General features: G+C 40.4%; 26 protein-coding genes and 1 tRNA gene. 19 read left to right on the top strand and 8 right to left on the bottom strand.

All coding sequences use genetic code 11. The annotated features are described in order from the left end of the window. The 13 genes from SULAR_RS08300 (at position 1) to infC (ending at position 14,361) form a co-directional block, all read left to right on the top strand. Entirely contained in the window at positions 1 to 2,499 is a 2,499-nt protein-coding gene (locus tag SULAR_RS08300) for a hypothetical protein (RefSeq protein ID WP_008244960.1), read from the top strand. A 138-nt stretch (positions 2,500 to 2,637) separates the two neighbouring features. Then, positions 2,638 to 4,761 carry a ferrous iron transport protein B gene (gene feoB, locus SULAR_RS08295; protein WP_008244958.1) on the top strand — a complete coding sequence of 708 codons (2,124 nt, stop codon included), beginning with the start codon at positions 2,638 to 2,640 and terminating at the stop codon, positions 4,759 to 4,761. Position 4,762: 1 nt separating this feature from the next. Beyond that, a complete protein-coding gene (locus SULAR_RS08290) occupies positions 4,763 to 4,993 on the top strand; it encodes a FeoA family protein (RefSeq protein WP_008244956.1) in 231 nt (76 codons plus the stop codon). 15 nt (positions 4,994 to 5,008) lie between these two features. Next, positions 5,009 to 6,142: an OprD family outer membrane porin gene (locus tag SULAR_RS08285; protein ID WP_008244955.1), complete on the top strand. Its 1,134-nt coding sequence runs from the start codon at positions 5,009 to 5,011 to the stop codon at positions 6,140 to 6,142. Positions 6,143 to 6,224: 82 nt separating this feature from the next. Then, on the top strand, positions 6,225 to 7,898 hold the full coding sequence (locus SULAR_RS08280) for a murein L,D-transpeptidase (protein ID WP_008244953.1): 1,674 nt from the start codon (positions 6,225 to 6,227) through the stop codon (positions 7,896 to 7,898). Further along, a complete protein-coding gene (coaE, locus tag SULAR_RS08275; RefSeq protein ID WP_008244950.1) occupies positions 7,898 to 8,491 on the top strand; it encodes a dephospho-CoA kinase in 594 nt (197 codons plus the stop codon). Before SULAR_RS08280 ends, coaE begins: the two co-directional genes overlap by 1 nt. Then, entirely contained in the window at positions 8,478 to 9,224 is a 747-nt protein-coding gene (gene dapF, locus SULAR_RS08270) for a diaminopimelate epimerase (protein WP_008244949.1), read from the top strand. Before coaE ends, dapF begins: the two co-directional genes overlap by 14 nt. A 27-nt stretch (positions 9,225 to 9,251) precedes the next feature. Further along, positions 9,252 to 9,887 carry a tetratricopeptide repeat protein gene (locus SULAR_RS08265; protein ID WP_008244948.1) on the top strand — a complete coding sequence of 212 codons (636 nt, stop codon included), beginning with the start codon at positions 9,252 to 9,254 and terminating at the stop codon, positions 9,885 to 9,887. 67 nt (positions 9,888 to 9,954) lie between these two features. Then, positions 9,955 to 10,030: transfer RNA gene (locus SULAR_RS08260), tRNA-Val, on the top strand. A gap of 233 nt (positions 10,031 to 10,263) precedes the next feature. Next, on the top strand, positions 10,264 to 11,124 hold the full coding sequence (locus SULAR_RS08255) for a TIR domain-containing protein (protein WP_008244947.1): 861 nt from the start codon (positions 10,264 to 10,266) through the stop codon (positions 11,122 to 11,124). A 327-nt stretch (positions 11,125 to 11,451) separates the two neighbouring features. Continuing rightward, on the top strand, positions 11,452 to 11,880 hold the full coding sequence (locus SULAR_RS08245) for a hypothetical protein (RefSeq protein WP_008244945.1): 429 nt from the start codon (positions 11,452 to 11,454) through the stop codon (positions 11,878 to 11,880). Positions 11,881 to 12,001: 121 nt separating this feature from the next. After that, the gene (gene thrS, locus SULAR_RS08240; protein ID WP_008244944.1) at positions 12,002 to 13,816 is read left to right on the top strand and encodes a threonine--tRNA ligase; all 1,815 of its coding nucleotides are present in this window, start codon (positions 12,002 to 12,004) and stop codon (positions 13,814 to 13,816) included. Next, the gene (infC, locus tag SULAR_RS08235; protein WP_008244943.1) at positions 13,813 to 14,361 is read left to right on the top strand and encodes a translation initiation factor IF-3; all 549 of its coding nucleotides are present in this window, start codon (positions 13,813 to 13,815) and stop codon (positions 14,359 to 14,361) included. The genes thrS and infC overlap by 4 nt, the downstream gene beginning before the upstream one ends. A 106-nt stretch (positions 14,362 to 14,467) precedes the next feature. Here infC and SULAR_RS08230 read toward each other — a convergent pair whose 3' ends face one another. Next, a complete protein-coding gene (locus SULAR_RS08230) occupies positions 14,468 to 17,398 on the bottom strand; it encodes a DNA mismatch repair protein (protein ID WP_008244942.1) in 2,931 nt (976 codons plus the stop codon). Positions 17,399 to 17,560: 162 nt separating this feature from the next. On the opposite strand from SULAR_RS08230, the gene rpmI reads away from it, so the two are divergent. Then, entirely contained in the window at positions 17,561 to 17,752 is a 192-nt protein-coding gene (rpmI, locus tag SULAR_RS08225) for a 50S ribosomal protein L35 (RefSeq protein WP_008244941.1), read from the top strand. Positions 17,753 to 17,872: 120 nt separating this feature from the next. Next, a complete protein-coding gene (rplT, locus tag SULAR_RS08220) occupies positions 17,873 to 18,229 on the top strand; it encodes a 50S ribosomal protein L20 (protein WP_008244940.1) in 357 nt (118 codons plus the stop codon). A 256-nt stretch (positions 18,230 to 18,485) separates the two neighbouring features. On the opposite strand, the gene SULAR_RS08215 is transcribed toward rplT, so the two are convergent. The 6 genes from SULAR_RS08215 to SULAR_RS11175 all read right to left on the bottom strand — a co-directional run bounded on the left by SULAR_RS08215 (position 18,486) and on the right by SULAR_RS11175 (position 21,147). Then, positions 18,486 to 19,226 carry a ferredoxin-thioredoxin reductase catalytic domain-containing protein gene (locus SULAR_RS08215; RefSeq protein WP_008244938.1) on the bottom strand — a complete coding sequence of 247 codons (741 nt, stop codon included), beginning with the start codon at positions 19,224 to 19,226 and terminating at the stop codon, positions 18,486 to 18,488. After that, entirely contained in the window at positions 19,226 to 19,720 is a 495-nt protein-coding gene (locus SULAR_RS08210; RefSeq protein WP_008244936.1) for a hypothetical protein, read from the bottom strand. Before SULAR_RS08210 ends, SULAR_RS08215 begins: the two co-directional genes overlap by 1 nt. A gap of 110 nt (positions 19,721 to 19,830) precedes the next feature. Continuing rightward, complete coding sequence (locus SULAR_RS08205) at positions 19,831 to 20,091, bottom strand: hypothetical protein (RefSeq protein ID WP_008244933.1); 261 nt, start codon at positions 20,089 to 20,091, stop codon at positions 19,831 to 19,833. Positions 20,092 to 20,106: 15 nt separating this feature from the next. Beyond that, complete coding sequence (locus tag SULAR_RS08200) at positions 20,107 to 20,544, bottom strand: DoxX family protein (protein ID WP_008244923.1); 438 nt, start codon at positions 20,542 to 20,544, stop codon at positions 20,107 to 20,109. A 133-nt stretch (positions 20,545 to 20,677) separates the two neighbouring features. Further along, entirely contained in the window at positions 20,678 to 20,866 is a 189-nt protein-coding gene (locus SULAR_RS08195) for a hypothetical protein (RefSeq protein WP_008244921.1), read from the bottom strand. A gap of 131 nt (positions 20,867 to 20,997) precedes the next feature. Then, complete coding sequence (locus SULAR_RS11175; RefSeq protein WP_155993849.1) at positions 20,998 to 21,147, bottom strand: hypothetical protein; 150 nt, start codon at positions 21,145 to 21,147, stop codon at positions 20,998 to 21,000. A gap of 128 nt (positions 21,148 to 21,275) precedes the next feature. On the opposite strand from SULAR_RS11175, the gene SULAR_RS08190 reads away from it, so the two are divergent. The 4 genes from SULAR_RS08190 to SULAR_RS08175 all read left to right on the top strand — a co-directional run bounded on the left by SULAR_RS08190 (position 21,276) and on the right by SULAR_RS08175 (position 24,941). Then, on the top strand, positions 21,276 to 21,776 hold the full coding sequence (locus tag SULAR_RS08190; protein WP_008244920.1) for a gluconate 2-dehydrogenase subunit 3 family protein: 501 nt from the start codon (positions 21,276 to 21,278) through the stop codon (positions 21,774 to 21,776). After that, positions 21,773 to 23,455, top strand: a complete 1,683-nt coding sequence (locus SULAR_RS08185; RefSeq protein WP_008244919.1) for a GMC family oxidoreductase — start codon at positions 21,773 to 21,775, stop codon at positions 23,453 to 23,455. The genes SULAR_RS08190 and SULAR_RS08185 overlap by 4 nt, the downstream gene beginning before the upstream one ends. Before the next feature lie 167 nt (positions 23,456 to 23,622). After that, positions 23,623 to 24,576 (top strand): C40 family peptidase, encoded by a 954-nt coding sequence (locus SULAR_RS08180; RefSeq protein ID WP_008244918.1) that lies wholly within the window; start codon positions 23,623 to 23,625, stop codon positions 24,574 to 24,576. Between the two features lie 152 nt (positions 24,577 to 24,728). Then, positions 24,729 to 24,941: a hypothetical protein gene (locus SULAR_RS08175; protein ID WP_008244917.1), complete on the top strand. Its 213-nt coding sequence runs from the start codon at positions 24,729 to 24,731 to the stop codon at positions 24,939 to 24,941. Positions 24,942 to 25,026: 85 nt separating this feature from the next. Here the strand turns inward: SULAR_RS08175 and ilvD are convergent, their stop codons facing one another. Continuing rightward, positions 25,027 to 26,715 carry a dihydroxy-acid dehydratase gene (gene ilvD / locus SULAR_RS08170; RefSeq protein WP_008244916.1) on the bottom strand — a complete coding sequence of 563 codons (1,689 nt, stop codon included), beginning with the start codon at positions 26,713 to 26,715 and terminating at the stop codon, positions 25,027 to 25,029. Between the last annotated feature and the right edge of the window lie 171 nt (positions 26,716 to 26,886).

Raw genomic sequence — 26,886 nt, 5'->3', positions numbered from 1 at the left:
ATGAATAAAATACTTAAAATCACACTTTCGATAGTACTGTTTCTATTGCTCACTGTAACGGGCCTCTCTTTTTTCATTTTCAGTCAAAAAGGGAATGAGTTGTTAAAGCCCTATGTCAAAGAGACGTTAGAAGAGAATATAGGGTTACCTGTTGAGGTCAACAGATTCAAGCTGGATTCGGGGAGATCCACTCTGGAGTTTGTCATTAACAAACAGGCTTTTGTCAATGTAGCAACACAGCATAAGCTGTGGAGCCAGTCGTTTGAAGGGACCTATCAGATCAAAACAGACAGCTTTTCGTATGAGGAGATCAAGTTAAAAGAGGTAGATATTAAAGGAAACTTTAAAGGGGTTTCCGAAGATATCTATGTAGAGGGGAAAGGAAGGGCCCTTGGTGCAGCATTAGACTACCGCTTCAATCTCATCGATGAGAGTGCACAGAAGATCATTGCCAACATGAAAGGGGCACACTTTTCAGAAGTCTTGCAGCTTGTAGGGTATCCTGCTTTGGCAGAAGGAAAGATAGATGTTGAGATCAATATGCCTAAGATCGGTGAAGAGGCAGCAAGCGGGTATGGGCATATTGTCCTGAACAGAGCCATATTCAATCGGGCATTGGTGAAAGAGCTCTATCACTATACCCTTCCTAAGAAAAGTTACGTAGAGGGAACAGTGGATGCCACACTGGAAGGCAAAAGTGCCCAATTGGTGGGGGATATACAAAGTAACCTCTTTGCCTTACAGATCAAAGATGCCGTGATGGATATGGCTTCGGATGAAGCCAAAGCAGTCTACCGCCTGGATGTGAAAGATATGCGTATCTTGACAAAGAATCAACTGGCAGGCCCTTTCAAAGTAGAAGGGAAGTTAGAAAAGAAAGAGGAAGCCACGCTTGTGACTGGAACTAGCCGCTCTTTGGGAGGGGTGCTCGATTTTGCGTTGGGGGAAACCGCTCAGGTCACTTTAGAGAAACTTTCCCTGGAGAAGCTTCTTGCTTTTCTTAAACAGCCTGACTATGCAAAAGGTGAACTCAGCGGAAACCTGGTGTTCGATGAGTTGGAAGAGATGTCCGGGGCCTATAAGCTACAGGTCGATAAAGGGGTATTCAATCCTAAGGTTGTAGAAAAAATGGCAGGATACAAGATCCCCGAAGAGAATACATTTACTTTTGAATCCAAAGGGGAGATAGACAATGCACTGCTTAGCGGAAATGCAAGAGTCGAATCAACACTGACCAATATCACACTTCCTTCATTCGAATATGACCTGAAGCAAAATACTCTGGTCTCCGAGTACGATATCCTGGTCCATGATATCAATACATTGATCCCCAAGGCAAAGAATGGGAAAGCTACACCTGTTAGTGCCAAAGGCTCACTCAATCTTACGGATACACTGAGCATCTCCGGTGTAACGGAAGGATTGGGTAAAAAAGTCGCGTTTGCGTATGACAGCAAAACAGCCAAAGTAGAGATATCAGAGCTTTCTGTCGAGAAGGTACTTGCCTTGAGCGGATTGCCTGTATACGTGAAAGGAACCCTAGACAGTGATATAGACTTTACGAGCCTTGACCCTGAAGAAGGTACTTTCTCTCTCAAAAGCAGCAAACTGGTAACCCAGCCCGATGCAATGAAAAAATTGACAGGCGAAGCATTCACTATGAATGCGGTCGTAGAGTCTTCAGGAACATTCAAAGAGGGCAAAGGAATGATCCATGCAAAAGTGGAAAGTTCCGTGGGAGATATCACGTTTGACAATATGGTCTATGACGCGGAAAATCAAACCTTGAAAAGTGCGTATACTATCGACATTCCAAGTCTAAAGGAGGTGCAACCTCTGATCGGCAAAAAGTTCTATGGACCGCTTCTCTTGCAAGGGGAATTGTTTAAAGACAAAATCGTAAAAGTCACGGGTGCAACGACCTCTTTGGGAGGCAAGATCAACTATACCCTTAAAGGGGATGATCTCACCAGTACGATCAGCAGTGTACCTTTGGAAAATATTTTGGGAACGCTCGGACATAAGAGGAACTTTTTAGGATCCGCTTCAGGGAACGCAAACTATAACCTTAAGAAGAAATCAGGTGTAGTAGATCTGGATATCGCCTCATTCCAGATCAAACCAAATGATCTGACCAAGATGATAAGCTTGGCGATAGGAAAAGATCCTGCACGTGTGATCTTCTCGTCGACAAAGTTTCATGCAGATATAAACAAAAATATCATTGATTATACATTACATGCGATAGGGACAAGAAGCAGTATTGATATTACGCAGGGAAGAATGAATACGACCAATAATACCAATTCAGCCAGATTCTCATTCGTCTATGAGGAACACACGGTAAGAGGAAAGATCAAAGGGTCGGTCAATAGTCCAAAAATTACGATAGATACCTCTGCATTGATCAAGGATAAAATAGACGAAAAGGTACAGGAAAAGCTTGATAAGGCATTGGGTGGTCAGGCCGCAGAATTTTTAAAAAGTCTGCCATTTTAATATGGCGGGATGCTTAAATTGATAATTACTCTCAATTTAATACTTTTTTAAGAGAAGGTAGACTATACTTCATCAAAATTTAGATAAGTGATAATTATTATCATTTATATAGGTTATAACACTCCATAAGGAAAATAGGTGGAAAAAATAACCATAGCATTGGCAGGACAGCCAAACGTAGGGAAAAGTTCACTCATTAATGCCATATCCAATGCCACACTGAAAGTAGGTAACTTTTCAGGGGTCACCGTAGATAAAACAGAAGTAGAATTTACATTTTGTGATGAGGTCAGCTGTAAGGATTATGAGATACATATCATTGACCTCCCGGGTGCCTACTCCTTAACGGAATATACGATAGAAGAGAAGGTCACCAAGAGTTTTTTACAAAGTGATGAGTATGATATCATTGTTAATGTCGTGGATTCTACGAACCTTCAGAGAAATTTACTCTTTACCACACAACTGCTTGAAACGGGTAAGAAAGTGATCGTTGCCCTCAATATGGATGACGAGGCACGAAAAGAAGGCATTAGCATAGATGAAAAACAACTCTCTGCCATACTCGGGGTACCCTGTATTAAAACCTCTGCTTCGCAAAAAGTAGGTATTGACGCGCTGAAAGCAGCTATTATTGAAGTGTATGAGAGAGAAGAGACAGGCTCAAAGGTTGTCTATAGTGACCCCATAGAAGAAGAGATAGAATCTATTGTTACCTTTTTAAAAGAGAAAAATTATAAAAGTACACTTCCTTATCGCCATCTGGCCGTAAGGTTATTGCAAGAAGATGCAGATGTGTATAAGAAAATGCACGATGAACCTATCTGGATAGAGATGCTGCCTATCGTAAGAGAAGCTTTGAATCATCTCTATCTGCACAATAACACCAAAGACTTGGATGAGATCTTCGCGGATGAACATTTTGCTTTTGCCAAAGGGGCAAAGATGGAAGTGATGTCTGTGGAAGGAATGAAAGCCAAAAACCTTACCCAGAAGATAGACAACCTTCTCATCAACAAGATCCTCGGTATACCACTTTTCTTATTTTTTATGTGGGGATTGTTTCAACTTACGTTTGAACTAGGTTCTGTACCTATGGATTATATTGATGCCGCTTTTGGTTGGCTTGGAGATCAGGCTAAATCGGTCTTGGGAGAGGGCGAATTAAGTTCCTTGATTGCAGATGGGATGATAGCCGGTGTAGGGGCAGTCATCATGTTCCTGCCTAATATTCTTATCCTCTTTGTGGGTATCGCATTGCTGGAGACCACAGGCTATATGAGCCGTGTAGCCTTTTTGCTGGATGGATTTTTCCATAAGTTCGGGTTGCATGGTAAAAGTTTCATCCCGCTGGTCACAGGATTCGGATGTTCGGTACCCGCTTATATGGCAGCCCGTACCCTTAAGAACGAGAAGGACAGGCTGATTACGCTCTTTATTATAGGTTTTATGAGTTGTGGGGCAAGACTTCCTATTTATGTCTTGTTCGCAGGCGCATTTTTTGCACAGGAACAGGCAGGAAATATCTTGTTTGTTATCTATATTTCGGGGGCTATTCTGGGCTTAATCGCAGCAAAAGTGCTTAAAGTATTTGTCTTTAAAGGCGAAGATGAACCTTTTGTTATGGAGATGCCAAAGTATCGTATGCCTTCATTCAAACTCATTTGGCATACGGTCTATGGCCAGGCAAAATCTTATCTAAAAAAAGCGGGAACTTTCATCTTGGCAGCATCTGTACTGATCTGGTTCGCAAGTAACTATCCTAAAAATGAATTGCTTGAAACAGAGTATCAAACAAAGATAGCACAAGCAGTTCATGAGGATACAAAAAATCAACTCAGTAATGAGCTCTCTATGCTCCACTTGGAACAAAGCTACCTGGGAAAGATAGGACATGCTTCCGAACCGTTCTTTGCGCCATTAGGATTTGACTGGCGTATGGCCGTAGCTTTGGAGACAGGATTGGCAGCCAAGGAAGTGGTTGTCTCTACACTGGGGGTATTGTATGCGCTTGGGGATGAGGTAGATGAAGGAAATGAGGGACTGATAGAGCAGATAAAGGCCAACATACCGTTTGCTGCGGCAATAGCATTTATCGTCTTTGTGATGCTTTATCTGCCTTGTCTGGCTGCATCTATGGTCTTTGCTAAAGAGGCAGGAGGGTGGAAGTATCTTGTCTATCTGTTCTTCATGACCACCGCTACAGCATGGATACTAAGTTTTATAGCGTACCGTGTGACGCTGATGATTACAGGAGTGTAAGATGGTATTGAGTGAATTACATAAAGGTGACAAAGCTGAGATCATAAAGGTCCATGCAGACAAGGCGCTAAAAGACAGGCTGACCTCATTTGGAGTGATGCGTGGTGAAACACTTTTTGTCAAAGGGTGTTCTATTGCCAAGCAGACGATGGAGATAGAAGTAGGTTCAACACTTATCGCATTGCGTGCAGATGAAGCAGGCAAAATAGAAGTAGAACAAATAGAGAACTAACACTTAAGCTAAAAGATGAAAAAGAAAATAACCGGTTTTTTACTTTTAATTATGATAATGAGTATTAATATATATGCAGATACATTAAGTGATGTACTATCCAATGCCAAGTCTGACGGTATGGTTAGACTGGGGTATCAAAGCCATGAAACAGACAATATCACAGACACGGAATTTGCACTGGGAGTTAAACTGCACTTTGAAACAGCGCCCTATTACGTCCTACAGGCAGGTGCAACGCTTTTTACATCTCATGGTAATGGGAAAGAGGGTTTTGAAGGTATTGCTTTCTTTGATAAAAACAATGAAGATTATGCCATCCTGGGTGAAGTCTATCTGAAAGGTAAATTTTCAGACACTACACTTTTTTTTGGACGACAGTGTTTTGATACCCCTTTTTCGGATAGTGATGATATAGGAATGGTCCCCAATACATTTGAGGCTTTGACACTGCTCAATACCTCGCTCAAAGATACAACCATCTTTCTTTCACATGTACAAAAATGGTCAGGTGTTGACAGTGAAACACCTGGCACATTTAGCGATATCAATGACAATGCGGGCATGCAAATACTGGGTATAACCTATGAAGGTGTGAGTAAAATGATACTCTCCGGATGGTTCTATCATTTGAAAGATAGAGTGAAGATAAGCTATCTGGAAGCCAATTATGAAGATGAAACCGATAGGTTTACCTATGGTGCTGCACTCCAGTATAGTTTTCAGGACTATGATCACACAGAGAGCTCGACTGTTTACGGAGTCGCAGCATCTTTTGGTGTGAAGAAGGTAGGAGTTACAACGACCATCGCTTATAATAAAGTCCATGGTAGTGCGGCAGACAACTTTTTTGGCGGTGGACCGTTCTTCACGAATGCAGAGCATAATACTTTGAGAGAAGAAGGACCGGATGGAGAGACTATACTTTATGCCATCACGTGGGATGCATCTACCATAGGAGCAGAAGGATTAAACTTTATAGCCAATATAGATGCACATGCAGGAGAACAAAACCATGCGACGGAATATGACATTGGGATGAGATATGCATATAGTGATAGACTCAATTTTTCAGCCATTTACTCCGATGTCGAAAATGGAGATCTTGCTTTCCAAAATCTTAGGATGTTTGTAAATTACTATTTTTAGATCACACCTCTTTGGGATGAAAACTATTTTGGTATAATTTTTTGATATACTCATATCTGATCAAGATAGAATGGGAAGGTCAATGAAAAAAATTAAACAGAGAATAAGAGATCTATCTATACGCTTTGGACTTATGGCTGTTTTAATGTTTACCCAGGGTGCGAGTGCAAATACCCATTTGGAATTTCATGAAGCGGCATCAACAGTCATGATCAATTCACTGGAGACAGAACCTTCAAATAGTTTTTTAAAACAGCTCTATACACGGCTTTTCTTTGTACCTGTCTGGATAGATGAGAATTCTCTCTCTACCTTCAGTCAGGAACTTTTTAGGCAAATAAAGCAAGATAAAACCCTCGATATAACCTCCAGACTCTATCGGGATACCGTTGATCTGGAGAGAGAAGCCCAAGATATTTATGGCTTGAATGGGACATTGTCTCAAAAAGTAGACCTCGAATTTAAAATGTCACAACTCTATAAAGGGTATGCTGATTATACGCTATATGGCAGTATCAACTGGGGTGCATTTCAAGATAGGCTTTACAATCTGAAAGCAGAGGGAATCCATGCAGGATGGGTGACCTACAGACCCGGGTTTAGTCCACTTTCTCTGCTTGAAACGGCAGCAATGAGCGGTAGTTTATCGGAGTTGTTTGCCCAGGCAGTACCCAAAGAGTACCACTATAAAGCGCTTCAGGCATCACTCATCAAGTACCTGGAGATACAAAAAAATGGGGGATGGCCTATCATAGCGTTCAAAGGTGTGCTTAAGCCGGGTGAATCCCATGAGATTGTTCCCCTTTTAAGAAAAAGAGTACGTATCACAGGAGATTATGGCAGCTGTAACAGTAAGGAGGGGGATCTGTATGATAGCTGTTTAAAAGAGGCTGTTGTGCATTTTCAAAAGCGTCATGGTCTGGAAGCTGAAGGCATCATTGGTGCTAAGACCATGGCAGCACTGAATGTGCCGATCGAAAAGCGTGTTGAACAGATACGTTTAAACCTTGACCGTATCAAATGGCTTCATGAACGCAATGCAAAACGGCACATTATTATCAATATCCCTGCATTTACACTCTTCTTTGAAGAAGATAAGGCTTTACGTCTGCAGATGAAAGTGATCACAGGAACAAGAAAAAATCCTACACCGGTCTTCTCCAATACGGTACGGACCATTGTGCTTAACCCGCATTGGAACGTACCTAAGAGCATTATCCAAAAAGAGATGATCCCTAAGATATTTAGAGATCCCAATGCCATGAAAAAAGAGAAGATAGAGATCTATACAGGCTGGGGAGAAGATGCGCAAAAAGTGGATGCAAGCTCTGTAAACTGGGGGCAATACCGTTACAGCAAAAACGTTCCCTATCGCTTTGCGCAGACACCGGGATATCATAATGCTCTGGGAAAAGTGAAATTTCTTTTTCCAAACCAGTTCTCTGTCTATATGCATGATACCCCGACAAAAAACCTTTTTAATCGCAATGTCAGAGCATTCAGTCACGGCTGCATCCGTCTTTCTAAACCCATAGAACTTTTGGAGACATTCTCTACGTTTAATGACACGATAGATTTTGAGAAGGCACAGGAGAGACTCAAGGGCAAAAGAAAAGAGTTTTTGGCTTTAACGCAGAGGGTTCCTGTGGATGTGGTGTATCTGACTGCCTATGTAGATTATGATGGCGTGCTGCAGTTTAGAGATGATATCTACGGTTATGACAAAATGCAACTTCAGTCTTATAGAAAATGGTAATGGCTTTTAAGTATGCTATCGCCCTTACAGGGAGTATCGCTACGGGAAAAAGTTCTACCGTAAAACTTCTTGAAGCTTCCGGGTTTCATATCATAGATGCCGACAAGATCGCCCATAAGATACTGGATGAACAGCATGAAGCGATAGCGGAGAGGTTTGGTGAAGCGTTGGTACATGAGGGGAAGGTAGACAGAAAGGCGTTGGGAGCCATTGTCTTTTCCGATAACACTCAACGTCAAGTACTTGAAGCTTTGCTCCATCCGCTGATCTATGATGAGATCGAGCGTCTTTCTATCGAACAGGACAAGCTAGGGAAGCCTTACTTTATAGATATTCCCCTCTTTTTTGAAAATGAACGATACCCTATAAAAAAATCGTTAGTGGTCTATACGACAGAAGAACAACAGCTTGAACGCCTTATGCAGAGGGAAGGGTATACGAAAGAAGAAGCACTCAATCGTATAAAGGCACAAATACCTGTAGAAGAAAAACGTAAACGTGCTACCTATGTTATAGATAATAGTGGTACACTTACACAATTAGAAAAAGAATGTGAACGGGTAAAAGAGGAGATATTGAATGACAGTGACTAAATATTCAGCCAGCGGTAACGATTTTGTAATGTTCGTGGCACAAAAAAAGGCCGATAGGTCAGAACTTGCCAAAAAACTCTGCCATAGGCAAAATGGTGTAGGGGCAGATGGTCTTGTAGTGGTATTGCCACATCCTGAGTATGACTTTGAATGGGAATTTTACAATGCAGATGGAAGTGTGGCAGATATGTGCGGTAATGCGAGCAGGGCGGTAGCTCACTTTGCACTGGAAAAAGGTATTGCCAAAGATAATAAGGCTGAGTTTCTCACCGGTGCAGGTGTGATACGTGCCACCATTAATGGACTCTATGTGGTGAGTGACATGGTCCCGCCTGATATCATCAGTCAAGAGATAGAAGAGTATGGTGAAAATTGGTGGCTGATCAATTCGGGGGTGCCTCATCTTGTAGCCGTAAGAGACACTATAGATGAGTTCAATATCGAAGAGGCACGTGTTTTACGTCATAAATATAATGCAAATATAGATATCTGTACAGTGAAAGATGATGCCCTATATGTCCGTACTTATGAGCGTGGTGTGGAAGATGAAACCTTGGCCTGTGGAACTGGGATGGTCGCATGTTTTATACGTTGTCATAAAGAGGGTAAAGTTTCTGATAAGATGAAGGTGTATCCTACAAGCGGAGAGGAACTCTATGTAAGTTATGAAGAGGGTGTGTATAGATTTGGCGGCAAGGTAACTAAGACGTTTGTTGCTGAGACCCTGATATAATCAATCTGTTAGTTTAAAGAGGAAGTTATGAAATTTTTATCTATGTTTATCATCGCTACAGTCACTCTTTTGGCCAATGATTTCAATCAGGCGGTAGAGGACTATAACAATGGCGGTTACATCAAAGCTCTGAATACCTTTTATGAATTAGCCAAAAAAGATGATGCAAAGGCACAATACAATGTCGGGCTTATCTATGCGAATGGAAAAGGTGTCCAGAAAGACCTTGACAAAGCGAAAAAATGGTATGAAAAAGCGGCAAAACAGGGCAATGGACCTGCGCAGTACAATTTGGCACAACTCTATCACAGTGCCGGAGAGACAGATGCCCATGGGTATGAAAAAGCACGATACTGGTATGAGAAAGCCGTAGAATCAGGTATTGTGCAGGCCTATAACAATCTCGCTGCCTTGTATATGGAAGGCAAAGGTGTGAAGCAGGATCAGCAAAAGGCGTTTGAACTGTTTCAAAAAGCAGCGAGTATGGGTGACAATGCTGCACAGGTCAATGTAGCTGTACTCTATGCATGGGGAGAGGGTATCACGCACGATAAAATGAAAGCCTATGACAACTTTAAAAAAGCGTTGATCGCAGGGAAAAGCGAAGCCAGTGAATATCTGGATAGACTCTGTTCGGAGAGCGCCTGGGTCTGTGAAGACTAAGTCGCCTCATTTTTAAGTATCTGTTGGCTATACTTTCAACCTGCAAAACATCTCTGTTTTGTTCAATGATCGCGTAACTCAGTTGGTAGAGTACTTCCTTGACATGGAAGAAGTCGTTGGTTCAAGTCCAATCGTGATCACCACTCGAAACCTCCCCTGTGTCCATACTTTGAAGAGATTACACAATTTTTAAAATCGTTTTTAAAATAATGACTTTCCCCCAAAACTTTCCCCCTAAAATCATCTTTTTAGATCAGAATCTAAGCATCGAACAAAAAATGTAACCACAAACGATACTAAAATATCATATAAAATAGACTATGTAAATAAAAAGAAACAGGTGATATAATTTATTAAAGCATAAAAGGTAGGAAAGATGGGGAAAGTAAGTCATATAGATGAAAAAGTTCTTCCAGAACTAAAAGTTTCTAAACAAGAAGCAGAACAAAAATTACAAAAGAGAATTGAAAAAGGGCAAGAACTTTTAAAATTACCAATAACAAATCAATTACAACTTTCTGAAGTAAGAAGAGAGTATAAAAAATGGGATGAATATAACAATGAGTATTTAAGAAGAATTTTTTCTACTGAAGAAGAAGCTAAAAAGTATTCAAGATTTAGAAGTGCTTCTTTTCCCATTAATCCACCGTTTCGTGTAATAATAAGTAATTTTCTAGATGATGTAAAAGAAAAAATCCATAGAATAGAATCTATAATTGAAAGGCTTGAATTGATTTCTTTGGATTCATCATCTAATAATGCTCAAACTGATAATAAAAATTCACCAAGCAATAAAGTTTTTATTGTTCATGGCAGAGATGAGTTAGCAAAAACAAATCTTGAGATTTTACTTCAGGATATGGGCTTAGAAACTATTGTATTGCATCGTCAAGCTGATGAAGGCCAAACAGTAATAGAGAAATTTGAAAAACATGGAAAAGATGTTGGTTATGCGTTTATTTTACTCACACCCGATGAGATCGCTTATTTAGAAAGTGAAGAATCCCTAGCTGATCAAGATAGGAAAAAAGAAAAAAGAGCAAGACCAAATGTAATATTCGAATTTGGTTATTTTATAGGAAGTTTAGGAAGAAATAGAGTGTGTTGTCTTTATACTGGTGGTGTAATGTTGCCAAGTGATTTGAGTGGTTTTGTGTATAAACAATACAATAATTCAGTAGAGGAAGTAGCATGGAGTATCCAAAAAGATTTAAAAGCCATTGGGATTATAAATTGAAAGATTGTATAGATTTTGTTCTATAAAACTTTCCCCCCTACTTTCCCCTTTTTACCCCCAAATGCGGTGGAAAGTTTTATTAGTTGACCCCAGTAAGGCCCGAAAAATAGGGCATGTAGGAAAATGGTCGCTTTTTTGACATGGAAGAAGTCGTTGGTTCAAGTCCAATCGTGATCACCACTTACTTTTTTTATACCATTGATTATCCTCCAAAACTTTTCTTAACTTCACATCTTGATATTTATTTTGTATTACACAATATTATTTGATATAATGTGACGTTTTTATGCTATAGTTTCTATATCAAATTGATTTACAGGGGTTATTTTGGGACTATTTGACTTTCTCAAAACGAAAGATACAGTACCTTATGAAAAAATATATGAAGAGTTAAGTGCCTTTACTGAGGCCTCTCTTGCTATGCCCAAGATGAATAATCCCTTTTTGCTTGATGACAAGAATAAACATGCAATGATCTTTGGCTACTTTATGGGAGTGATGGATTATATCGCACAAACTTATCAACTCAACGAAAAAGATATACTCAAAATACGTACACACTATCTATTAAAAAACTTTACAGAAAATGACATGGAGCAAGCCCAAGAATTATTGAAATACTGTGATGACATAAGAGACACAGATGATGGCAGTAATTATGCGTTACGGGGAAAACTTGCAATGAAAAAATGGGTAGCAGGCGGTCCTATGGCTGCCTATGCACCAATGGGGCTGATAAAAATATTGAATGATTAAGGATGTGCCTGTGCGAAAAATCCGCCTCTTTCTTCCATTAATTTCTTTCTATCCAACTTTTGGCTATAATAGCCACATTTTTAACGCTGCATAGTAAGCGGCGATAACACAAAGGGTTAATTTGAGTGAAAATCTTATCGGTTATATAGATGACCAAGGCAATATTATTGATACACAGAGTGCAGGAGAAAACTGTACAGCAACACCTATAGAGTATGACAATTCCGAAGCTTCTTTAGAGATAGTACGTCACTCTACAGCGCACCTTATGGCCCAGGCTATCACAGAACTTTATCCTAACTCACAGTTCTTTGTCGGTCCTGTGGTAGATGAAGGTTTCTACTATGACTTCAGAGTCGATCAGCAGATAGGTGAGAATGATCTTAAAGCGATCGAAAAGAAGATGAAAGAGCTCATCAAGAAGAAGTACAAGATCGAAAAGTACGAAATGAGCAAAGCCGAAGCGATGGAAAAGTTTGCTGATGATGATCTGAAACAAAAGGTCATGTCTCGTATCGAAGATGATACGCTCTCTATCTATAAGCAGGGTGATTTTGAAGACCTCTGTCGTGGACCTCACGTACCGGCACTCCGTTTCTTGCATAACTTCAAACTGACACGTGTGGCAGGGGCATACCTTGGCGGTGATGAAAATGCAGAGATGCTGACACGTATCTACGGTGTGGCTTTTGCAGACAAAGAGACACTGAAAGCACACCTGGAGATGCTTGAAGAGGCTAAAAAGCGTGACCATAGAAAGATAGGTCATGAGATGGAACTCTTTATGTTCAATGACGCCGCAGGTCAAGGGCTTCCGTTCTGGATGCCAAAAGGTGCAAAACTCCGTTATAAGTTAGAGAGTATCCTGCACAAAGCACACCTTACACGCGGTTATGAACCTGTAAGAGGACCAGAGATCCTTAAGGCGGATATGTGGAGAATTTCCGGGCATTATGCATGTTACGGTGAAAATATGTACCTTACGACGATCGATGAACAGGAGTATGGGATCAAGCCGATGAACTGTTTAGGGCATATCCAAGTCTTTAAACAGACACCAAAAAGTTATCGTGATCTTCCGTTACGTTATTATGAGTATGGTGTGGTGCATCGTCATGAAAAGTCGGGTGTTCTACACGGGCTTCTACGTGTACGTGAATTTACGCAGGATGATGCACATATCTTCTGTGAACCAAACCAGATCGCTGCTGAGGTCCTTGACGTCGTAGAGTTTGTGGATTCAGTGATGAAACTCTTTGGATTTGAGTATACGATGGAAGTCGCAACCAAGCCGGAAAAAGCGATCGGTGATGATGATGTATGGGAATTGGCAACACAGGGTCTCAAAGATGCACTGAATGGCAATAATCTACCATTTACCATCGATGAAGGTGGGGGTGCATTTTATGGCCCTAAGATAGACATTAAGATCACGGATGCGATTGGACGTAAATGGCAGTGTGGTACGATACAGGTAGATTTCAATCTCCCTGAACGTTTTGAGGTTGAGTACGTTGGAGATGACAACACACGTAAGAAACCGGTGATGATACACAGAGCGATCTTGGGATCATTTGAACGTTTCATTGGTATCCTTACGGAGCACTATGCCGGGGAGTTCCCTTTCTTCCTGGCTCCGGTACAGGTCATTTTTGTTCCTATCGCTGATACACATGCAGATTATGCCTATGCACTTAAGAAAAGATTGGTGCAAGAGGGAATGGATGCTGAAGTCTATGACAAAAATGATTCTCTTAACAAACGTGTACGTAACGCAGAAAAGCAGCGTGTGCCGTACGTAGTGATCATTGGTGATGAAGAAGTGGCAAATAAAACGGTCGCAATTCGTGACAGAAGAGCCAAAGAACAGTATAATCTTACGCAAGAAGAATTTATGGTAAAATTAACACAACAACTTCAAGAAGGTAAAATTTGAGTAAACAACACGATAGAAACAGAGGTAGAAAAAAAGCTGATGATGTCATCATGAATGATGCTATTAGGGTCAATGAACTTAGAGTACTAAGTGATGATGGCGAACAACTTGGTATCATTTCTAAGTCTGAAGCACTGCAAATAGCAGAAGAGAAAGGTTTAGATCTTGTTCTTATGTCTCCTGATGCTAAACCTCCTGTTGCTAAAATTATGGATTACGGCAAACATAAATACGAACTTGAGAAAAAGAAAAAAGAAGCAAAAAAGAAGCAAAAGACGATAGATGTCAAAGAGGTCAAGTTCTCTTGTAAAATCGCTGAAAATGACATCGCCTATAAAGTGAAACATGCCAGAGAGTTCCTGGAAAAAGGAAAGCATGTAAAACTTCGTGTGTTCCTTAGAGGACGTGAGATGGCAAACCCTGAATGGGGCGTAGAGGTACTGAACCGTGTCTGGCCTATGCTTGAAGATATCGGAAACCTGGAGAGTAAACCTACACAAGAGGGACGTTACATCAATATGTATGTAACCCCACTTAAAAAGTAACAATAGATTTATTACAATCTCTCAAAACCTAAAATACGCTAAACCTATTTTGGTTTGCGTTAATCTTTGTACGATTCGGAATTTAATTCCTCACATGCACTGAGCTTTAGCTCTTGATTTCATAATGCAGTTTTAACCCTTCACTTGTCATGACAAATCCAGAGATATTGATCTTCCCTTCATGTACCAGATTATGATGATTTTTACATAGAGGGATGAGATTGTATTTGTGGTTTTTATGGAAGTGGTCTATCTGTCCTTCTTCATTTGCATGCTTCTGTTCAGCGATATGATGGACATCTTCTACACTCTCTTCACATAAGGCACACTTACTGAGGTAAAGGTCTTTATTGTATTTACTGCTTTTTTGTTTACGCAGTTTTTTAATGTCGCTTCCGCTATTGTTCAGATTTTCTCGTATGGTCTGTGCCATGTTGAGAAATTCACTGTCCATATGGAGCGATTTGGCAAATTCCAGTCCGTAAAGACTATCTCCCATACCTAACTGCAGTACACGGTTATAGATAAGGGTATCATTACTCTCATCATACTTGATCCCCAAATGCAGGAAGATAAGCTGTTTCATATTTTGAAGCTGAGGTATATTTCCTAACTGATGCAAGTGTGTAGCAAAGATAAAGGTCGATCTCAATGAAATAAGTTTGAGTATAGCACTTGAAACGATCGCAAGCGCAGATTCTGTTTCCGTCCCTTGGCTTATCTCATCCCCCAAGATCAAAGAGCGCTCATTCGCACGGTTAAAGATGTTTTTGAGCTCCATCATCTCCACGGCAAAGGTTGACAACCCTTTGTAAAGATTGTCTTGTGAAACGATGCGTGTAAAGAGTTTGTCATAGAGACCAAAACGAAGTTCCACCGCAGGTACAAAAAAACCGGCCTGTGCCAGTACCACTGAGATCCCTATACTTTTCATCAATGAGGATTTTCCTGAAGAGTTAATACCATACAGAAGCGTGCCTAGTACATCCTCTCCGTTACTGGCATTGAGGGTAATGTGATTGTGTATGGTACCATTGTTTTGGCCTAAAAACACATCATTGGGCACATAGATCCCTCTTTCATCATTGGACTCGATAATAGGATGGCGCAGTGCTGTGGCCTCATAGAAATTACCCTCTTCTATGATCGGACGGGAGAGATTCATCGTTTTGCTGCATTTTGCATTGGAGATCGCAACATCGATGTCAGCGATGAAGACTATCAGCTTGTCAAGCAGTAAAGAGAACCTGTCTTCAAGTAGATCAAGACTCTCTATATAGCGCTGTTTGACAAGGGACACAAGTTTGACCTGAGAGGCTTCATAGTTTCTTGTGATCTCTTCAAAAAGCGGTGCTTGTACTTTGACGGCATTTTTTAAATATTTATAGTGAAAGTCTTTAAAAAAGTGATGCTCGTTGTCAATGGTCACGAAGGACTCTTTGAGAGACTTTTCTATCAGGGTAAAACGGTTTTTTGTAAGGTTGAGAAAATACCCTTCGCTTTCAAGATAATTGACCGTTGTATATTTGGCAGTACCTGAGAATAGTTTGTCTTGGTCAAAGAGTGATTCAACATGTGCGGCTACATCTTCCATTTTGTTGACTTCTTTTTGTTGACTTTTGACAATGCTGTCAATCGCAGGATACACACCATCTTTAAACAGGTTGTCATTGATCTGTTCTATACGGAAGCGTGCACATATATCCAGTTCAAACGTGTCATTTAATACTTTCCTCATCTCTTGTGTCTCATCATAGAGGTTACCCTCTATCTCAAGCCCATTGTTTTGAGCATCATCAAGCAGTTTCAGGATGGCGTCCAAGGACATAGCAATGTAGGTGAGTTCTACGGGATGCAATTTACGCAGTTTAATTCGCCGTGTAATACGCTCAAGGTCATAGATCTGCTTTAAGTGTGTCTCAAAACGATTGATGCTCGGCAGTAGCAGTTCTGTAAGATCATAGCGTTTTTCAAGTAATTCTTTATCGCAGATAGGGTTGAGCAATCGCTCTTTGAGAAGTCGTTTACCAAAAGCGGTGGACGTTTTGTCGATCAGGTCAAGCAACGTGATGTCAGAAGGATCACGAGAGATCACTGAAAGCTGTTCCATGGCATTGTTGCCTATATACATATAACGATTATTCCCCAGGAACTGGGGCTTATTCATCTTCTCTATGATACTCTCATCATGTTCGATGATAAAGTCGATCAGTACTGCCAAAGACTCCGTGGTATATGGGTGCCTTTCAAGGTCCAGATATTCAATGCTCGAAAGGAAAGAGTTGATGTTGAAGACTCGGGTAAAGAGTTCATTTTGAAATTGTATTTTAAAACGTTTTGTATTGAGAGAGTAGTGCAGAGACTCGAGCTCCAAATAGTGAATGATCCACTCTTTGTCTATCTCTTTGCTGTCCAGTGTAATGATCACCTCTGAAGTTGTATAGGTTTGCAAAAGGTTGAACGCTTCATCCAAAGCATAGGTTTTGTCATCTCGGGTGGAGTGTATCTCGTTACAGATGGTTTTACCCGTACTCACATCTATAGCAGCATAGCCTACAGAGAAGATACCGCTGTTTTCAACGATGAGTAGAGAGACGATGTTGTTCTCAGAGGGTTCACTCAGGTACTCAAAGTTTGTACCCGGAGAGATGATGTTGGAGACATAGCGTTTGATATGGGGCATCTCGCCTTTTTGTTTGACGACGATGATGGTATATTTTTTGGTAGAGATGAGTCGGGAGAGATAACGGTCCAATGAGACAGCAGGGACACCCGCAAGAAGAGGGTTTGAAACTGAGTTTTCCAACACAGCTTTGCTTTTGCGTGTGAGCTGTATGTTGAGGAGTTCGGCGATCTCTTTGGCCTTACCTACTTTCATCTCATCATTGTTGACTTCATAGACTTCGAAAAAAGTACCTATCTCCATTAGGACAAGGGCATCTTTCCCGTATTTTTCTTCAAAATGCAGTTGCAGATCAAAATAAACTTCTGTTAAAAGTTTCTTTTTTTGAGAAAGTATTTCGGTCACTCTATCCACTACGCCTGCCCTCATTTTTAATAGATAGATTCTATCACAAATAGGGTTAGAGATATCGGTAGTGAACGGATTTATAAATATTTTAGATAGTTTGGGTATAATACCGTCCCATTTTCTACTAAATGTACGTTTGGTCGAAAAAATCCATACGGGAGTAAGCATATGCCAAAAATGAAAAGTGTTAAAGGCGCTGTAAAGCGTTTTAAAGTGAAAAAAAGCGGCAAGATCAAAAGAGGTACGGCGTACAGAAGTCACATCCTTTCTAAAGTTGATGGTAAACATCACAGAAGTATGAGAAGTCCTAAGCACGTTGACCCTGCTGATGCAAAAAACATTAAAGAGATGATTAACTAATCATTCTTTGACAGAGACATTCCCCCGATTAGGGGCAAGTTCAAACAGAGAGAATGTTTGACACCTACTAAAACTGGCTTTTAAAAAGTTACAGTACAAGTCTAAGGTAAAGGAAAAACCATGAGAGTAAAAACTGGTGTTGTAAGACACAGACGTCATAAAAGACTATTAAAACAAGCTAGAGGGTTCTACAGCGGTAGAAGAAAACACTTCAGAAAAGCAAAAGAACAACTCGAGCGTTCATTAGTATATGCTTACAGAGATAGAAGACAAAAAAAGAGAGATTTCAGAAGACTCTGGATCGTTCGTATCAATGCAGCTACAAGATTAAATGGAATGAACTATTCAACATTCATGCATGGTCTTAAACTTGCAAATATCGAACTTGACAGAAAAATTCTTGCTGATATGGCAATGAATGCTCCTGAAAGTTTTACAAAAGTAGCGGAAGCTTCTAAAGCTGCGCTTGCTAAATAAGTCTTACTTGACTATTTCTTGAGGGGCTTTGGCCCCTCATCCCCTTTTTTAATATTTCCCTAAATTATCATCATTTTGTATTTCTTTATATTCCTTGTTTTATTTGTTGATGCAACAAATAGAAAAACGAACCAAAAAAAAATGCAAAGGATTGTCGTTGGCTAAATGATAGTGTTATGGTATGGTTTTTTTGAGGGGTAAGGGCTTCCTCTTTTCAGAAGAGGGAGGAAATAATTCCTCTGGAAAAGGTTTTGGGCTAACCTCTTTGTGTTTTTCCTGAGAATCCGATGATCCCTGGACGTAGATTACATACATGTTCGAAACCCAGGCCTTTCATAGCGTGTTGTACCTGATAGCTTCTGCTTCCTGAGTGGCAGTAAACGATGATAGGTTCTTTTTTGAGGCCTGCGAGTTCTTCTTCTACTTTGGCATAGAATTGTGAGGTGGGTACAAGTTTGTCCGTTCCTACGATATGTTCCATTTGGTACTCCATGTATTCTCTTGTATCCACAAGGGTAAAATCGATCATACCCAGTTTTTTTGCTTCTATAAGTGCTTCAAGTTCATCTCCGTCAAGTTGTTCTTCTTTCAGAAGCGTTTCTGCTTGCTCTTTTGTTAAGCCACCTGAGTGTTGATGTACGACCTCTTCTATGGCATCGTGTTGTGCTTGTGCTTGAGCGTATTCCGGGGTACAGAATATCCCACAGTGACAGGTACCATCTTCAGGGATCTCTTTTTCCAGAGCAGGAGTACATGGGCAGATACGGTTGTCTGCTGATTTTTGTTCCTCTTTGGTCTCTCCTATCACCATAAAGCAAGGACAAAACCGCTTACCATAGATGAGTTTATTGCGTGCAAGCCCCATTGCCACACCTTCGTTGACCTCTTCATTGGGGTTTTGAACAAAACCGAACTGGTTGTTTACCTTCTCTACAAAGGTCCATGTCTTCTCCAATTCAGCTTGAAATTCATCTGAGTTCATATCTATCGGTTGCATTATATTCCTTTCATTGTCGTATTGGTATTGTTTGTCTCTAATGTTTTTGCCATTTCATCAAACTCTTCTACAAAAACCTGTATCTGTTTGCCCCAGTTTATCAGCATATCATGTGTTTTATTGAGGTCAATATGGATGTGTTGTTCATTGATCTCAATGCCGGCTTCTTTTGTTTCAACCATGCCTTTTTTCATATCATCAGAGAGTTTTTTCATTTGTTCACCCATTTTTTGATTCAATGCCCGAAAAAAATCTTTAGTCTTATTGGTATCTATGGTGATGGTTCCCTCTTCCATATGGATACCCATTTTATGAAGTTTGGATGCATTATTATCGGAGAAGTCTTTTTTTGCCTGCAGTTCTGCAAGCAGTTCTGCTCTAGCTTGTTGTGCTATTTTTGCATCATGTGCGGCTTGCTCTCTAGCTTGCTGTTCTTTGTCTTCACAGCCAGAAAAGAAGAGTAGTAGTATGAGACTGATAAGCAGATGTCGCATTAGTATCCTTCTTGAATTGATAGATACATTATACAAAGATTTATACAAGAAAGGTAAATCCCCTATACCCTGAGGTAGAGGAGACTTGAAAAAGAGGTATTATGTGTAGATTATTCCCCACATTTACCTTTGCCGCATTTACCTTTGACCGGTGCTTTTTTATCGTTGTCACACTTGTCCCCGGATTTTTTGCCGCTATCACATTTTCCACTGTCACATTTTGTTTCAGTTTTTTTGCCGCTATCACATTTTCCACTGTCACATTTTGTTTCAGTTTTTTTGCTGCTGTCACATTTACCACATTTCCCCTCTGCAGTTGCCAGTGTAAGTGTGAGTGCCATTGCTCCAAGTAGTATCAGTAATTTTTTCATCGTTTTTCCTTTGTGTTATTGCTCTTCACCAAACAGAAGATGGTCTAAGCTAAATTTTCCGGCTCCAAATGAAGCGAATATGGCCAAAAACAGCATGTAATATAAAGGAATTTCAAATCCATTGTCTCCTGCAGAAAAGCCATGGCCTAAATGTACAGTAAGAATGGCAACAACCATCACTACAATAAGAGGAAGTGAGATAAGTCTTGTAAAAAGCCCCAATGTTAATAACACAACACCCAACAGTTCTGTACTAGCCGCCACATAGGCATTCAACGTAGGGAAGGGTATACCTAGGGTACCAAACCAACTGGCAACACTAGACATGTCTGACCACTTTTGCATCGCTGGATTGTAAAAACCATAGGCTATAGTAAGTCTGGCCAAAAGTAAGGCAATGTCTTTTCCCTTACTTAATATATTTCTGGTGAGAGGATAGATACCTTTTAGCATGTGTAACTCCTTTATATACAATATGTTTGTTGTTACAGTTACAAGTATAGTATGAAAGATGTGTAAGGTGTGTGTATTATTATGTTAAAGAAAAAGAAGCCTGTCCTCTTTTCCAGAGAACAGGAAGAAGAGATTAGTGGTCACCATCTTTCGTATCTGCATTACACTTTTGTGCAGGTACTTCCGATTTTTGCATAGCACTATCACATTTCCCGGCTTCACACTTTGTCATAGATGCAGTGTTTGTCTCTTCTTTCTTTTCACATCCTGTAAAAAAGAGCAGGGACAAGCTTATGAGTGCCCCAAAGAGTAATTTTATCATCGTCCTATCCTTTACAATAATGGTGTCATGGAGTGAAACATAAGTGTATTCTGTAATGTATCTCTAACTCTTAGAATCACTCAACCCAAACAGAGAGTGGTCATTTTTATTAACCACATTTCTTACTGGCATCACATTTTGTCTCCATTACATTTTGTTGTTCCACCACATTTGCTGCTTGCTGAGCATTTGGTATCCACTTCTGTATTGCTGTTCTTTGTACAGCCGGTAAAAGTAAGCATTGCCAAACCTATGAATGCACTCATAATAAATTTTTGCATATCTGTCTCCTTATATTTTTTTGACAGTTGCAGTATAATATACCACTCGTGCAATGTTCGTGTAGTGATTGCACCTAAAGTGCACACATGGGTGGCTATAATAAAAAAATCAATGTAAAGACAGCGTAATGAAAAGAAGAAAATTTCTCATATTTGGCTCCGTCCTGGGACTCTCTCCCTATATACAGGCAAAAGAGGTCAGTGAGTTTGAAAAAACATTTAAAAAGGTAGCACCGACTCTCTTGGCAGTACAGGATCATCTATTCCCTGAAGGAAGCAAGCTCCCCTCGGCAAAATCTATGAATACCATACAATTCTTGTTTGAAACCATGATGCATGAGAGTTTTGATAGAGATATCAAAGCATTTGTCATTGAGGGAGCAAAAGAACTGGAGAAGCGCGAAAAAGGAAGCTTCCTGTCTATGCCAGCTCAGGAGAAAGAAAGGGCCCTGCGTGCCTATGAGGAGACGCGCTATGGCCACAATTGGCTGTCCCATATCATGACACTGACCATGGAGGGACTCTTTAGTGATCCTATCTATGGCTCGAACATTAAAGAAGCAGGGTGGGAAGCGATATCCTCGTATAGTGGTCTCCCTAGACCTACATCAAGGTATATAGCGCTATGAGTGTGTATGATGTTGTCATCGTAGGCTCAGGAGCCAGTGGGGGTGCTGTAGCCTATACTTTATGTCAAGCAGGATACAAAGTAGCCGTGCTGGAGAAAGGCCGGCTCATCAAACGTGAAGAATTCTCTAAAGATGAGTTGGCTTACTGTAGAAGAGATCTGGTCACGCCCAATCTGTTTGATGAGTATCATACCATAGAAGAAAAAGTAGATGGTGAATGGGTAAGGACACCTACGTATGAATCGGGTTGGAGTTTTTGGAACGGGAACATTGTGGGAGGATCTTCCAATCTGATGTCCGGTATGCTGCACCGTATGCATCCTGATGATTTTAGACTGAAGAGTAAATATGGAGAGATAGAAGGGGCCAATGTGGTGGATTGGCCCATCTCTTATGAAGAGTTGGAACCCTATTATACGCTCACAGAAGAGTTGGTAGGCATTTCCGGTAAAGTCGAGAAACATCCTTTTGAGCCACCCCGGAGTACGGCAGATTTTACACAGCCTCCGACCAAAGAAAATGCAGTCGTAAAACTCTTTGACAAAAGTTGTCAAGCACTTGACATTACACCGCTTGTCACACCAAGAGCGGTACTTTCAAAAGATAAACCCGGACGTGATGCCTGTTATTACTCAAACCGCTGCGGAAGCTATGGGTGTAGCTCCGGTGCTAAGGGAAGTTCAAGAGAGGCACTTTTAAAACCCGCTTTAGCTACGGGTAATTTGACCTTGCTAAGTAACACTTATGTGAAGTATCTGCATACAGCTAAAAAAGATGAGGTAGATCATGCGGTAGTCGTTGACACGGTTACAGGTAAAGAGAAAAAGATTCAAGGAAAGATCTTTGTTGTTGCGGCACAGGCACATGAGAGTGCAAGACTTTTGCTCAATTCAGCCAATGCACATCATCCTAAGGGATTGGGAAACAGTAGTGGAGAAGTAGGAAAGAATCTCATTTTCTCTGGGGGAGGTTCCGGTCAGGGAGAACTCCATAAGGATTCTTTGAAAGAGATAAAATTTGAAGAGTTGATGACAACAGGGCTTTTTGTCAATCGTTCTATTCTGGATTGGTATTTTATAGACCATTGGTGGGACGGTAAATTTAAAGGAGGGTCTGTTGAATTTATGTTTGAACATCAAAACATCATCAGCCGTGCTCGGAAAGATAACTATAAGAACGGTAAGCTTGTGTGGGGTAAAGAGTTGGGTGAACGTGTAGTTTCCCGCTTTACAGAGCAAAAAAGTATACGTTTTGAAGTCTTTAATGACTGGCTTCCGAACGACAACTGTTTTGTCTCATTAGATCCTGTACATAAAGACAAGTTTGGTATGCCTGTAGGTAAATTGCGTGTGGAAGGACATCCGCAAGATTTGAAGGTGGGAAATTATATTGCAAAGAAGTGTGAAAAGATACTCGAAGAGATGGGCGCCAAGAATATATACTCTGCTATCTCTTCGACACCCCCGCAGAACCTGGTTGCCGGAGGGTGCCGTTTTGGAAATGATCCCAAGACATCCGTACTGAACAAATATTGCAGATCTCATGATGTGAAGAACCTTTATGTAGCCGATGCCAGTTTTATGCCCACAGGGGGTTCTGTAGCGTATACTTGGACCATTTATGCCAATGCATTCAGGGTCGCCGATCACATTGTGGACGTATTGAAAAAGCGAGCATAATATCAAGTATAGATCTCTCTTTAGAGCAAGAAAGGGATAACAGGTTAAGCTTGATTTAAAAGCACGTTTATTTTTTATTAATCATATATAGCTACAATCTATCAAATATTTCATAAGTATCAATTTTTATCATTTTTACTTATAATTTTATGATGTAGGAGAATCCATTGTACAGACTTTATGCGTTACTATTTGCCTTATCTCTCACCACGATGACAGCTACAGCCTCTACCCACACAGCGAAACAAATGGTTAAATATACTATTAAAAAAGGGGATACCCTCTCTTCTATCGCACATAAACATCATACAACCATCGCAAAAGTAAGAAAAACAAATGGACTTAAAAAGGGTGCTGTCCTGAGGATAGGCAAGGTCTTGAATGTACCAACAAATGGTAAAGTCCTTTATACAAAAACATCTGAAAAACCGGTGAAATATGTGACAAAAAAAGGAGATACTCTCTCTTCCATAGCCCTTAAACATCACACCTCTGTGACAAAAATAAGAAAAGCCAATGCACTTAGAAAAAGTCAAATACTTAAAATTGGAAAGGTTCTGCATATCCCCCAAACTCAAAAGACGCATAAAGTGGCGAAAGTAAAGCAACCAGCTTCAGATAAAAAGTTGGTGGCATCACTTTCTCGCCTCGATACGATCAGTTTAGAGAAAGAAAAGAAAGAAACCCCGAAAACATTTTCCTTCACTGATATTTTTACAAACAAGAAAGACAAAGACGATGATAAATGTCAGAGAATCACGTCCCTGGCAAAAACAAAGTTGGGAAAAAAATATGTATGGGGAGCAAGCGGTAATAAAAATACCTATGACTGTTCGAGTTTTACAAAGTTTGTCTATAAAAATATCGGTATTGATATCCCGCGTACTTCGATCAGGCAGTCAAAGTTTGGAAAATTCGTGAAAAGAAGTGAGTTGCAAAAAGGAGACCTGATCTTCTTTGATACGTCTAAAAAACGTAGAGGGTATGTGAATCATGTAGGAATTTATCTTGGAGATAATAAGTTCATTCATGCTTCATCTGCAAAGAAAAAAGTTGTGATCACAAGTCTTGATAAAAAGTTTTATAGCAACAGATACAAAGGTGCAAGACGACCATCTTAATAGGTCGTTCTCTTTTTGATGAGGGGTATGTACTCCTCATAACCCTTCGAGTGAATAAAATCTATCTATAAAAATTAGGAACCTGGTGGATCAGTATAAGATACATGTGCTGGGTACTGTTGTCTGAATAAACAAAGTGTAAAGGAAGCATCATGAATGCATGTATAAAATGTAACAATACCAATGTTTCGTGGAATGGTCTATGGAAACAATGCGTAAGCTGTGGTGAAGTGCATGAAAAGGGTGCTAGTGTTATGCCAAACCATACCATAGAAAAGAGTAATAGTCTACAGGATATTATAGCATTGCCTTTAAAGTCGACACTGATGGGAAAATTGATATCAAGACTTCACTTGATACATTAAACAGTGTATAGGGTGTTTTTTTGTGAATTGAGGAAGAGGCCTGTCAAAGAAAATCCTTGACAGGGGATAAAGTGACGATGCGGTGCTATTCAGCTTCTAACACGGCTCCGGAACTGGCATTGGTTACCAGGGCTCTATATTGTCTTAGCCATTTACTTTTCAATGGCTTGACCAAAGGTTTGAAGTTGTCTCTTCTTTCTGCGATCTCTTCGAATGTAAGCTTTGCTTCCAAGATGTAATTGTCCACATCGATATGGATCTCATCACCATCTTCAAGTAACCCTATAAGACCACCTTCTGCCGCTTCAGGACTGACGTGACCTATACTTGCACCTCTGGTTGCTCCAGAGAATCTACCATCCGTGATCAATGCAACTTTGTCTCCTAGACCCATACCCATGATAAGGCTTGTAGGGCTGAGCATCTCTTGCATACCAGGACCACCGCGAGGACCTTCATATCTGATAACCACAACATTACCGGCTTTTACTTTACCACCGAGAATACCCTCGATCGCTTCATCCTGTGAGTTAAAGCATACGGCAGTACCGGTAAAGACTCTGTCTCCAGTAATACCCGCGGTTTTGATGACGGCACCCTGTTCTGCAAGGTTACCGTAAAGGATAGCCAGTCCACCCACTTCAGAATAAGGGTTGTCGATCGTGTGGATAATATTGGTATCCAATATCTCTGCATCTTTTACCTTTTCATAGAGTGTTTCTCCTGTAATAGACAGGTTGTCTATGAGGATGTTATCACCACGTTTCATCATTTCGTGCATTACGGCATTGACCCCACCGGCTTTGTTGATGTCTTCCATATGGACAGTTGAGAGTGATGGAGAGATCTTCGCAATGTGAGAAACACGCTTAGAGATCGCATTGATATCTTCAAGATTGAAGTCTATTTCCGCTTCTTTTGCGATAGCTAGCATATGGAGTACCGTATTTGAACTTCCACCCATGGCCATATCTACAGCAAAAGCATTACGTACAGCATTTTCATTTAAAATATTTCTCATACGGTATTTTTCACGTTCGTTTTCTTCAGCTTTTGCTATCTCACAGATACGTCTGGCAGCTTTTCTGTAAAGCTCTGTTCTCTCAGGTGTAAGCGCAAGTATGGTTCCGTTACCTGGAAGAGCGATACCCATAGCTTCCATCAGCGTATTCATAGAGTTTGCAGTAAACATTCCTGAACAAGATCCACCGCTTGGACAAGCATTACACTCGATATCGTGAAGCTCTTCATCTGTGATCTCACCTGTTTCATGTTTACCCACCGCTTCAAATGCTGTTGCAAGGTCAATAGGCGTACCATCTTTGGTGTATCCTTTTTCCATAGGACCCCCGGAGACAAATACAGTAGGAACATTCACACGTAAAGCACCCATGATCATCCCCGGAACGATCTTGTCACAGTTAGGGATAGCGATCATTGCATCAAGTTTATGTGCATTCATCACCGTCTCTACAGAGTTTGCGATGATCTCACGGCTTGGAAGAGAGTAAAGCATACCATCATGCCCCATAGCAATACCGTCATCAACACCGATGGTATTGAATTCAAAAGGGACACAGCCGTTGGCACGAATCTCTTCTTTGATCACTTCAGCGACTTTATTCAGGAAAAAGTGCCCAGGAATGATCTCTATAAATGAATTTGCCACACCGATGAACGGTTTTTTAAAATCTTCCTCTTTTACACCGGTTGCACGCAGTAGACTTCTATGTGGAGCTCTACTAAACCCCTCTTTTATTTCATCACTTCTCATGAGAAAGCCTTTTATATGTATTTTAACGGATTATAGCAGATGATTCTCAAAAAAAAAGAGGGCAAATAGACTTTTTATCGCATAAGTAATGTTTTTCTCTTTACATTAAAAACTTTTTTGGCTATAATCGCACTCCAATTTTAAGTAAATGCTTAGAAGTGGTATGGAGAT

The sequence above is a fragment of the Sulfurovum sp. AR genome (assembly GCF_000296775.1).
Lineage (GTDB): Bacteria > Campylobacterota > Campylobacteria > Campylobacterales > Sulfurovaceae > Sulfurovum > Sulfurovum xiamenensis.
Note: the sequence above shows the minus strand (reverse complement) of the source record. Positions and strands in the feature narration are given on the sequence as shown.

Excerpts from the sequence above, each read along its gene's own strand:
- SULAR_RS08300 (WP_008244960.1), top strand. The coding sequence starts at position 1 with ATGAATAAAATACTTAAAATCACACTTTCGATAGTACTGTTTCTATTG.
- SULAR_RS08290 (WP_008244956.1), top strand. The coding sequence starts at position 4,763 with ATGGTATTGAGTGAATTACATAAAGGTGACAAAGCTGAGATCATAAAG.
- SULAR_RS08285 (WP_008244955.1), top strand. The coding sequence starts at position 5,009 with ATGAAAAAGAAAATAACCGGTTTTTTACTTTTAATTATGATAATGAGT.
- SULAR_RS08280 (WP_008244953.1), top strand. The coding sequence starts at position 6,225 with ATGAAAAAAATTAAACAGAGAATAAGAGATCTATCTATACGCTTTGGA.
- coaE (WP_008244950.1), top strand. The coding sequence starts at position 7,898 with ATGGCTTTTAAGTATGCTATCGCCCTTACAGGGAGTATCGCTACGGGA.
- dapF (WP_008244949.1), top strand. The coding sequence starts at position 8,478 with ATGACAGTGACTAAATATTCAGCCAGCGGTAACGATTTTGTAATGTTC.
- SULAR_RS08265 (WP_008244948.1), top strand. The coding sequence starts at position 9,252 with ATGAAATTTTTATCTATGTTTATCATCGCTACAGTCACTCTTTTGGCC.
- SULAR_RS08255 (WP_008244947.1), top strand. The coding sequence starts at position 10,264 with ATGGGGAAAGTAAGTCATATAGATGAAAAAGTTCTTCCAGAACTAAAA.
- rpmI (WP_008244941.1), top strand. The coding sequence starts at position 17,561 with ATGCCAAAAATGAAAAGTGTTAAAGGCGCTGTAAAGCGTTTTAAAGTG.
- rplT (WP_008244940.1), top strand. The coding sequence starts at position 17,873 with ATGAGAGTAAAAACTGGTGTTGTAAGACACAGACGTCATAAAAGACTA.
- SULAR_RS08215 (WP_008244938.1), bottom strand. The coding sequence starts at position 19,226 with ATGCAACCGATAGATATGAACTCAGATGAATTTCAAGCTGAATTGGAG.
- SULAR_RS08210 (WP_008244936.1), bottom strand. The coding sequence starts at position 19,720 with ATGCGACATCTGCTTATCAGTCTCATACTACTACTCTTCTTTTCTGGC.
- SULAR_RS08205 (WP_008244933.1), bottom strand. The coding sequence starts at position 20,091 with ATGAAAAAATTACTGATACTACTTGGAGCAATGGCACTCACACTTACA.
- SULAR_RS08200 (WP_008244923.1), bottom strand. The coding sequence starts at position 20,544 with ATGCTAAAAGGTATCTATCCTCTCACCAGAAATATATTAAGTAAGGGA.
- SULAR_RS08195 (WP_008244921.1), bottom strand. The coding sequence starts at position 20,866 with ATGATAAAATTACTCTTTGGGGCACTCATAAGCTTGTCCCTGCTCTTT.
- SULAR_RS11175 (WP_155993849.1), bottom strand. The coding sequence starts at position 21,147 with ATGCAAAAATTTATTATGAGTGCATTCATAGGTTTGGCAATGCTTACT.
- SULAR_RS08190 (WP_008244920.1), top strand. The coding sequence starts at position 21,276 with ATGAAAAGAAGAAAATTTCTCATATTTGGCTCCGTCCTGGGACTCTCT.
- SULAR_RS08185 (WP_008244919.1), top strand. The coding sequence starts at position 21,773 with ATGAGTGTGTATGATGTTGTCATCGTAGGCTCAGGAGCCAGTGGGGGT.
- SULAR_RS08175 (WP_008244917.1), top strand. The coding sequence starts at position 24,729 with ATGAATGCATGTATAAAATGTAACAATACCAATGTTTCGTGGAATGGT.
- ilvD (WP_008244916.1), bottom strand. The coding sequence starts at position 26,715 with ATGAGAAGTGATGAAATAAAAGAGGGGTTTAGTAGAGCTCCACATAGA.